Source organism: Actinokineospora sp. (genome assembly GCF_050699995.1).
Taxonomy (GTDB): Bacteria; Actinomycetota; Actinomycetes; order Mycobacteriales; family Pseudonocardiaceae; genus Actinokineospora.
The window spans coordinates 1-8,550 of record NZ_JBOHGC010000012.1 but is presented as its reverse complement, the minus strand read 5'-3'; the positions used below and the strand labels follow the sequence as shown (position 1 = coordinate 8,550).

Sequence of the window (8,550 nt, the reverse complement as noted above, 5' to 3'; positions counted from 1 at the left end):
CCGCCGCACGCACCGCCTCCGCCGAAGCCGCGCCGCGCCGCACTGCTTGTCGCCGCCGCGCTCGTCGTAGTCGCCGCCATCGCGGTGACCACCGTGGTGCTGCTGGGCCGCGAGACCCCACCCGCGGAGGCGGCACCCGTCATCGCCCAGTACGAGTACCGCTTCACCCGGCCCGACGGCTGGATCCAGACCGGCGGCAATCCCGGGCTGCTGCGCACCGAGATCAAACCGGTGGGCGCGGAAAGGGGCGACGACCTCGTGCTCGTCGAGGAGAAGCGGCTCGTCTTCGACAGCGACACCGACCGCGCCCGAGCCGTCGACAAGCTCCGCAAGGACTTCGAGTCCGGCGGCGCCGAGTTCTCGGACTTCGACGACAAGGCCACTTTCGGCGGCCGCGAGGTCGTCAACTACCGCGAGCGGCTCGACCGCAAAGAGGCGACTGTCGACTGGTACGTGCTGTACCAGGGCAAGGCGCAGGTCAGCGTCGGCTGCCAGTACACCGAGAGCGGTCGCGACAAGGTGCGCGGGGCCTGCGAATCGGTGGTCCGCACGATGGCCATCGAGGGATGAGGTGGAGATGACCGGTCAGAACCAGGGATTCGCCGAGGCGGTCGCCCGTTACCGGGCCGACCTCGCCGCCGCGGTCACCCGCTCCCGCCGCGCCGCCGCGGAGGCCCGCGACCAGTCCGCGAACTTCCGCGCCGAGAACGACGACCTGGCGAAGCGGATCGGCAAGTCCAAGGTGGCCCCGGCCGAGCGGACCGACGAGGACCGCCGCGCGGCCGCCGAGGAATGGCGCCGCGCCCAAGGACTCCCGGTCACGGAGTTCCCGCCCGACGCCGACCGCGTCGTGGAACCGGCTGAGCCCGAGCACGCGCCCCGCCCGGACGACGATGACGATGACTTCTCCCAGCACTCCGTGCTTTTCCGCGGCTGACTTCGCCGCGGAAACCTTCGCTGAAAGCGCCCCCCGGCCCGTCGAATCAGGTCCGAATTCGCCATTGTGAACCACGTTCGGGCGCGTTCGCGATGGCGAAACCGGCTGTGACCTGCGGGTTCCTGGAAACAGTGTTCACTAGAGCAACTACCTGCCTGATCCTGGCACCGAGTCGGAACCGAACCTGGCAGGGTTCCGTCGTAAGGGTTGTACGAACGAAGAACATGTACGACCAACTACTAACCAGGGGGTTACTTCCCAATGGCCGGTTACGGAATTTCGCTCGAAGAGATGGCCAAGGCCGCTGTCGACGTCGACGGCGTGAACGAGGAGTCGCGCGGCGTGCTGTCCAGCCTCCGCAGCGCCCTCGACCCGCTGCGCGACAACTGGCACGGCCAGGCCGCGACCGCGTTCCAGACGCTGATGCAGCGTTTCGACGACGACGCCGCGAAGCTGTTCGACGCGCTGCAGGGCATCTCCGAGCAGCTCAAGTCGTCCAACGAGGCCTACGCCCGTCAGGAAGAAGAGGCCGCGCAGTCGATGTCCAACATCTCGAACGTGCTCGGCGGCTGACCTGCCCCGCTCTTCTTTCAGCTTCGTTCCGCTAGCCAAGACTTGATTTAAGGGAGAAATCACAATGCCTAACGACATGATCAAGGTCAACTTCGCGGAGGTCGCCAACGCCTCCCAGGCGCTGTCCTCGTCCGCCGGAAAGCTCGAGACCCTGCTCGGCGAGCTCAAGCAGCGCCTCGCGCCGCTCGAGGCGGGCTATGAGGGTGCCGCCAAGGAGGCCTGGCACGCCAAGCAGCAGGAGTGGGAGCGCGCGCAGGACGACCTGCGTCAGGTCCTCGCCTCGATCGGTTCGGCCGTGTCGCAGTCCAATGAGGCCTACGAGGCCACCGAGAAGGCCAATGCCGCCAAGTGGCAGTAAACCCGCTTCGCTGAGTTAGGCGCTACACCACCCGAGTGGGGCCCGGAGGTAACTCCTGGGCCCCACTCGGGTTTGTTCTATCCGGCCTCGGGCACGTACCCGGTGATCCGCTGGATCGAGCGCGCCTCCGCCAGATGCGCCGAGGCGGCGGCCCGCCTGTCGAGCCGCTTGTTCACCTCGGCGAGGACGCGGTGAGCGCGGCACCGCACGATCATGAGCTCCAATTCCATCGCCACCGCGAGCGCGGCTTCGGCCTCGTCTCCCGCGGTCATGGCATCGCCGAGCTGGAGCAGCGCCCGGGCCAGGCTTGTCCGTGCGTCGGCGCCATACCCGTGTTGCTTTGATTCCGCGGCCAACTGGACGGCTTGTTCGTGGTGCGCTATGCGCGCTTCCCGCGCGCAGGTCCGCGAACGCGGCGTCGTAGTCGCCCAGCAGCCGGTAGGCCCCGCCGCGGCTGATCATCGCCGCACCCCGGATGTCCGCCGCGGCGTCCGGCCCGTCCATCGCGATGCATTCGCTCGCGCAGCTCACGGCTTCGGCCAGCTCGCCGAGATTGGCGTGCGCCGTGCTGAGGTTCGCCAGGGTCTTGCCCACAAGGACGGTCATCCCGTGTTCGCGCGCGAGCGCGAGCCCTTGGTGCAGGGACTGCGCGGCCTTGCGTGGTTGCCCGAGATCGTCGTAGGTGACACCGATGTTGCTCAGCGCGCTCGCGGCCCCGACATCGAACCCGCACCCCTCGAAGCACGCGAGCGCGGCGAGTTGGTCGTCGAGGGATTCCCGGAGCGGGACCAGCCAGGGGACGTCGAATCCGGCGAATGGTGTTCCCCGCCACAGCCTCGCCGCCTCGTCGAACAGGGCGACCGCCGCCTCGCCCCTGGCCCGGGCGGCCTCGGCGAGCAGATCCGCGTACCGGTGGACGTCCACGTCGGCTGGTGAGGCCTCGATCACGTATCCGCCGCGCTCGCGGGCGATCGCGGCGCCCAGCGCGGAGCGCAGCCGGGACACATAGCTGTAGAGCGTCGATGTGGCCCGAAACGGCGGTTGGTCTCCCCACACCCGCTCGACCAGGGCGTCGATCGGGACCGGGGTACCCGCGTCCACCAGGAGCGCCACCAGGACTAGCTGTTGTCGCGCGTGTCCGACATCGACGCGGCGCCCGTCGAGCCGGGCCTCGACGGCGCCGAACAGCCTGAATTCCAAACGACCCTCCGACCAGCGGATTCAAAGGTTTGTCCAAGACGCCCACAGGGATGGTCGCAGATGCTTCTCGCCGGGGGCACTTCGTGCCCGGCTCCGGCCGTCGCTCGTCCTGGGGGTGCGAGCGGCGGTCGGAGTCGTGTGCGGGTGATCGCTCAGCGTGGCGATCCGCACGCCAGGGCCACCCTGGGGGACCCGTTTTGACCCTGTGCTGTGCCACCCGGTATCTTCTTACTTTGTTGTGCGGCGCGGGGCGCATTGCTCGACTGGTCGAACGCGAGTCGAGCCGCGTTGCGCGCCTCTGGGTGACCCCATCCAGAGGTGAGGCCCGCACGCACACCCATGACGCAAGTTGACGATGAGGTAGACCCGTGCCCACGTACAGCCCTAAGCCCGGCGAGGTCGACCGCGCCTGGCACGTGATCGATGCCGAGGACGTGGTGCTCGGCCGTCTCGCGACGCATGTTGCCACGCTCCTGCGAGGCAAGCACAAGCCCACGTTCGCCCCCCACATGGACACTGGCGACTTCGTCGTCATCGTGAACGCCGAGAAGGTCCTCCTGACCGGCAACAAGCGGGACCAGGCGTTCGCCTACCGACACAGCGGTTACCCGGGCGGCCTGCGCAAGCAGTCCTTCGGTGAACTGATCGACACTCGCCCCGACCGGCTGCTGGAAAAGGTCGTCAAGGGCATGCTGCCGAAGACCAAGCTCGGCCGCGCCCAGGGTAAGAAGCTCAAGGTCTACGCAGGCCCTGATCACCCGCACGCCGCCCAGCTGCCCAAGCCGTTCGAGATTGCGAAGGTCGTCAAGTGAGTGAGGACGCCGTGACCCCCGAGACCGACGAGGCCGTCGCCGCCGTCGAGACCGACGAAGCCCCCGAGGCCGTCGAGACCGAGGCTGCGGAGACCGAGGCCGTCGAGGCCGTCGAGGCCGACGCCCCCGTCGCTGACGAGGCCGTCGCCGAGGAGACCCCCGCCGCCGACGAGGTCGCGGACGCTCCGGCGATTCCGCACCTGACCTCGGAGACCGCGCAGACGGTCGGCCGCCGCAAGCAGGCCATCGTCCGCGTCCGGATCACCCCGGGCAGTGGCAAGTTCCTCCTCAACGGCAAGTCGCTCGAGGACTACTTCCCGAACAAGGTCCACCAGCAGCTCATCCGTGAGCCCCTGGTGACCGTCGAGAAGCCGGAATCCTTCGACATCCGCGCCAACCTGCACGGCGGCGGCATCACCGGCCAGGCCGGTGCGCTGCGCCTCGCGATCGCCCGCGCGCTGATCGAGCTGGACAGCGAGGACCGCCCGGTCCTGAAGAAGGCCGGCTTCCTGACCCGTGACCCGCGGGCCAAGGAGCGTAAGAAGTACGGTCTGAAGAAGGCCCGCAAGGCGCCTCAGTACAGCAAGCGCTGACCCTGCGCGTCAGCCACACGCACGACCCGGCGGGAGCAGCACGTTCGATGCTGCTCCCGTCGGTCTTTTCACCGTTCTCTTCCTCTCCCCAGCGCAGCGGAGGTTCTCCTCGATGGCACGGCTGTTCGGTACCGATGGAGTGCGTGGACTCGCGAACCTCGACCTGACCCCGGAGCTGGCGCTCTCGATCGCCGCCTCCGCCGCCCGGGTCCTCGCCGAACACGACCGCTCCCACCGACCGGTGGCCGTCGTCGGCCGCGACCCGCGCGCCAGCGGTGAGATGCTGCAGGCCGCCGTGTGTGCGGGCCTCGCCTCGGCGGGCGCCGACGTGATGCAGGTCGGTGTGCTGCCGACCCCGGGCGTCGCCTACCTCGTCGCCGAACTCGGCGCCGACCTGGGCGTGATGATCTCCGCCTCGCACAACCCCATGCCGGACAACGGCATCAAGCTCTTCGCCGCGGGCGGACACAAGCTCGCCGACGCCATCGAGGACGAGATCGAAGCGGGCCTGAACAGCACCGCTCCCCGGCCGACCGGCGCGGGCGTCGGCCGCGTCTACGACATCGCCGACGCGCACGACCGCTACGTCGCCCACCTGCTCAAGTCCATCCCGAACCGCCTCGACGGCCTGCGCGTCGTCGTCGACTGCGCCAACGGCGCGGCCTGGGCCGCGGCTCCGCAGGCGTACCGCGAGGCGGGCGCCGAGGTCATCGCCATCCACGCCCTGCCCGACGGCGAGAACATCAACGACGGCTGCGGCTCCACCCACCTCGACCAGCTCCGCGAGGCCGTCCTCGCCGAAGGCGCCGACCTGGGCATCGCCCACGACGGCGACGCCGACCGCTGCCTCGCCGTGGACAGCGCGGGCAACGTCATCGACGGCGACCACATCATGGCCGTCCTCGCCCTGGCCATGAAGGACGCGGGCGAACTCGTCGAGGACACCCTCGTGATCACGGTCATGAGCAACCTCGGCCTCCACCTGGCGATGCGCGACGCGGGCATCGCCCTGCGCACCGCCGCCGTCGGCGACCGCTACGTCCTGGAGGAAATCCGCAACGGCGGCTACTCCCTGGGCGGCGAGCAGTCCGGCCACGTCCTCCTCCCCGGCTACGCCACCACCGGCGACGGCCTCCTGACCGCCATGCGCCTCATGGCCAGGGTTACCGCCACCGGCAAGTCATTGGCCGAGCTGGCGGGCGTGATGACCCAGCTGCCCCAGGTCCTGATCAACGTCAAGGTCGCCGACAAGGCAACGGTCGCCGCGTCCGCACAGGTCAGCGAGGCTGTCGCGGCGGTGGAGGCCGAACTCGGCGACACCGGCCGCGTCCTGCTGCGCCCGTCGGGCACCGAACAACTCGTCCGGGTGATGGTGGAAGCCCCCACCCACCAGACCGCCCAGTCCGCCGCCGAGCGCCTGTCCAAGGTCGTCGCCGACGTAGTCTGAGCCCATGAGCCTGGGCCTGAGTGAAGCGCTGATCCTGATCGTGCTCGGGATCTTCATCGTGGGCGGGATAATCGCCGCCCGTCGAGCCTCCCGCCGCTGACCGACTGCGACCGGTTTGCCCCCGATCGTCCCCCGTGCGTCGCTCGTCCCGGCGTTGATCGGCCGGTTCCTCAGCGGCGGCCCAGCCACCTGGGTAAATTACTGGTTGCCAACGCGAAGGCACCGGCCGTGCGGTTGGTGCGTCAAAGTTGTGTTGATTCGGTACTTCGTCAGGCTAGGGGGAGTTATGCCCGATGCGCCCATGCCAAAAGATGGCGTGATCATGGATCCGGACGCGGTTGTCGGTATCGCCAGGGAACTAGGTGAGCTGGCCGACGCGCTGGCCGCGGCCGCGGCGTTCGCCGGGGCTGGGTTGATGACGCAGCCCGACTTCGGTCAGCTGCCTGCGTCCTCGCGAGCAGGCGGCCGGTATCTGGAGGCGGTGGCAAGCTTGGCGAAGTCCTTCGGCTATGTCGCGACGCTGATCAAGACGACGGACTCCACGCTGCGCTCCGCGGCGGGGCTGCAGCAGGACAACGAGGCCCAGACGGCCGCGACCCTAGGGGCTAGCGGATCGGCGGTATGGGCGTGACCGGGATCATCGCATCGGCGGACGCGATCTTCGCGATCACCGACGAGGCGCCACCGAGTGTCAACCCCAACGACACCGCCAAGAACATCCTCAACCGCTCGCACAAACTGGTCGAGCTGCTCAGCCACGACAAGCTCGGCAGGCTCTATGCGGGCTGGAAGGACCACCCGTACGCCAGGGGAGGCTGGGGGGCCTGGAAGTACGGGGACGGCGACGAGGAAAAGCAGCTGCCGAAGCTGGAGACGATGAACTTCGGCCACATGTACGACGGGTACGGCCGCATGGCCAAGATGGGCCAGGTCGGTAGCGAACTCATCACGGCGATGAACGCGACACAGACCGGGATCGGTCAGGTTTGGCAGGGGCCTGCGGCGACCGCGGCGGGCAAGAAATTCACTGAGGTCATGAACGGGGCCACGGCTTTCCAGGACAGCAACGCCAGGCTGTCCGGCGCGATGATGGGTCTGTGGCAGAACACGCGCGAGGCGGTCACCGAGCTGGCCGACTTCGCCGAGGGAGGCCAGCGCGGCGCCAACTTCATCTCCATTTACGGCCCGGTCGAAGACCTCAACGACAAGGCCTACAAGATCGGCGGCCTGAACGACATAGTGGGCCGTGGCTTCCCGACCCTGCAGTCGATCATCGACAAGGCCAACGAGGACGATGAGTTCGCCATTGACCTGGCCTTCGACCATGTCGGGCCCTTCCCCGCCGGGCTTCGACTGTGGAAAGAGATCAGTGAAACGGTCAGCTGGCTCAATGATCTCGCCTCGCAGTACAACGAGGTCGTCACCCAGTGGCGCGAGAGGATCAAGGCCTGCGTTGACGCGGTCAAGGCCGACTTCGAGACCTTCAATGAGTCGGTGAACACGCTGAACACCGTCGGCAAAGCGGGCGAAGGCAGCCCGACCGACCCGTTCGCCAAGATCGCGCCCCCCAAACCGGTGAACGACCCCGGAGACCAGCCCGGAAACACGCCCGGAAAGACGCCCGACGACAAGGACGGCAACCAACCAGGCAACAAGTCTGGCGGCGGTGGCGGCGGTGGCAATCCCGGTGGCGGCGGTGGTGGTGGTGGTGGTGGGCCGAAGCCGGAGATCAAGATGCCGGAACCCCTCAAGGTCGACGCGGTGCCCGACCCCGGCGCGACCACCCCGGCCGGTGCGATCGACCCGGCGACTGGTCTGCCGATCGATCCGGCTACCGGCCAGCCCGTCAAGCCGCAGACCGCGGAGACGGTGACGATCAAGAACGGCGCGAACGAGATCGCCGTCAGCAGCCCGGATGGCGCGGGCAAGGTCAAGGTCACCGTGGATGACGGGACCGGCAAGCCCAAGACCTACGAAATGGACTTCGGCGCGGGCGGTTCGGGTGGCGCGGGCGGCGTGCCGGGGCAGCCTGGTCTGCCCGGCCAGTCAGGGGTCGGCGGCGGCGCGACGGCGTTCGGCCCGGACGGGCGTCCGGTGGCAGCGGGCGGTGCGCAGGACCTGGCGCAGCAGGTCATGGCAGGCCCGGACGGCAAAGCGGTGATCAGCGAAGGCGATCTGACGATCACCGCGGAGATGGCGCCGGGCTCATCGGACACCATCCTGGTCACGGTCGACGGCGGCACGGGCGAGCCGATCACGTACACGCTCGACTTCGACGACGCCCCGGAGGGCACGGTCATGGGCGGGTCGGCCGGGACCGATCCGGCAGGTTCGGCGGGCCAGGGCCAGGGCCATGGGCAGGGCCAGGGGCAGGCGTTCGCGCAGGCGGAGCGTGTGCCGGGGGCGAACGGCCCGCAGCAGGGGTTCGTCCAGGCTGAGGCCGCGCCGGTGTACGCACCGGGCGACGGCGCGCAGGCCACCTTCGCAGCCAGCACCGGGGGCCTCGGCACCGAGGGCGGCGGCCAATGGGGCGCACCTGGCGCGTTCATCGCCGACGACGCGCAGCCCGGCCCGCAGGAGAACGTGCAGGCCGCGGGATCCGGCGAAGCGGGCCTGGCCAGTGCGGGCGG

At 69.0% G+C, this 8,550-nt stretch carries 9 protein-coding genes and 2 pseudogenes; 9 read left to right on the top strand and 2 right to left on the bottom strand.

Annotated features, from left to right (window positions below; all coding sequences use genetic code 11):
• From ACRDSQ_RS00590 to ACRDSQ_RS00575, 4 genes are all read left to right on the top strand, one after another.
• Nucleotides 1-570, top strand: a 570-nt coding sequence (locus ACRDSQ_RS00590) for a type VII secretion-associated protein (protein ID WP_431417806.1), incomplete at its 5' end; no start/stop codon positions are given.
• Between the two features lie 7 nt (nt 571-577).
• Nucleotides 578-937, top strand: a complete 360-nt coding sequence (locus ACRDSQ_RS00585; protein ID WP_431417804.1) for a hypothetical protein — start codon at nt 578-580, stop codon at nt 935-937.
• 261 nt (nt 938-1,198) lie between these two features.
• A complete protein-coding gene (locus tag ACRDSQ_RS00580) occupies nt 1,199-1,510 on the top strand; it encodes a WXG100 family type VII secretion target (RefSeq protein WP_431417803.1) in 312 nt (103 codons plus the stop codon).
• A 64-nt stretch (nt 1,511-1,574) separates the two neighbouring features.
• Nucleotides 1,575-1,868 (top strand): WXG100 family type VII secretion target, encoded by a 294-nt coding sequence (locus tag ACRDSQ_RS00575; RefSeq protein WP_431417801.1) that lies wholly within the window; start codon nt 1,575-1,577, stop codon nt 1,866-1,868.
• A gap of 77 nt (nt 1,869-1,945) precedes the next feature.
• Here the strand turns inward: ACRDSQ_RS00575 and ACRDSQ_RS00570 are convergent, their stop codons facing one another.
• Nucleotides 1,946-2,224 (bottom strand): hypothetical protein, encoded by a 279-nt coding sequence (locus tag ACRDSQ_RS00570; RefSeq protein WP_431417808.1) that lies wholly within the window; start codon nt 2,222-2,224, stop codon nt 1,946-1,948.
• A 301-nt stretch (nt 2,225-2,525) separates the two neighbouring features.
• Nucleotides 2,526-3,068: pseudogene (locus tag ACRDSQ_RS00565) on the bottom strand (AfsR/SARP family transcriptional regulator); the annotation flags it as partial.
• Nucleotides 3,069-3,436: 368 nt separating this feature from the next.
• Here ACRDSQ_RS00565 and rplM point away from each other — a divergent pair.
• The 5 genes and pseudogenes from rplM to ACRDSQ_RS00540 all read left to right on the top strand — a co-directional run.
• Nucleotides 3,437-3,880 (top strand): 50S ribosomal protein L13, encoded by a 444-nt coding sequence (gene rplM, locus ACRDSQ_RS00560; protein ID WP_091382579.1) that lies wholly within the window; start codon nt 3,437-3,439, stop codon nt 3,878-3,880.
• On the top strand, nt 3,877-4,473 hold the full coding sequence (gene rpsI, locus ACRDSQ_RS00555) for a 30S ribosomal protein S9 (RefSeq protein ID WP_431417799.1): 597 nt from the start codon (nt 3,877-3,879) through the stop codon (nt 4,471-4,473). The genes rplM and rpsI overlap by 4 nt, the downstream gene beginning before the upstream one ends.
• A 112-nt stretch (nt 4,474-4,585) precedes the next feature.
• Nucleotides 4,586-5,920: a phosphoglucosamine mutase gene (glmM, locus tag ACRDSQ_RS00550; RefSeq protein WP_431417798.1), complete on the top strand. Its 1,335-nt coding sequence runs from the start codon at nt 4,586-4,588 to the stop codon at nt 5,918-5,920.
• 301 nt (nt 5,921-6,221) lie between these two features.
• Nucleotides 6,222-6,551 carry a hypothetical protein gene (locus tag ACRDSQ_RS00545; protein ID WP_431417796.1) on the top strand — a complete coding sequence of 110 codons (330 nt, stop codon included), beginning with the start codon at nt 6,222-6,224 and terminating at the stop codon, nt 6,549-6,551.
• Nucleotides 6,548-8,550 (top strand): annotated as a pseudogene (locus ACRDSQ_RS00540) (hypothetical protein); the annotation flags it as partial. The gene ACRDSQ_RS00545 and the pseudogene ACRDSQ_RS00540, both read left to right, overlap by 4 nt.

Excerpts from the sequence above, each read along its gene's own strand:
- ACRDSQ_RS00545 (WP_431417796.1), top strand. The coding sequence starts at position 6,222 with ATGCCAAAAGATGGCGTGATCATGGATCCGGACGCGGTTGTCGGTATC.
- ACRDSQ_RS00585 (WP_431417804.1), top strand. The coding sequence starts at position 578 with ATGACCGGTCAGAACCAGGGATTCGCCGAGGCGGTCGCCCGTTACCGG.
- ACRDSQ_RS00575 (WP_431417801.1), top strand. The coding sequence starts at position 1,575 with ATGCCTAACGACATGATCAAGGTCAACTTCGCGGAGGTCGCCAACGCC.
- ACRDSQ_RS00580 (WP_431417803.1), top strand. The coding sequence starts at position 1,199 with ATGGCCGGTTACGGAATTTCGCTCGAAGAGATGGCCAAGGCCGCTGTC.
- glmM (WP_431417798.1), top strand. The coding sequence starts at position 4,586 with ATGGCACGGCTGTTCGGTACCGATGGAGTGCGTGGACTCGCGAACCTC.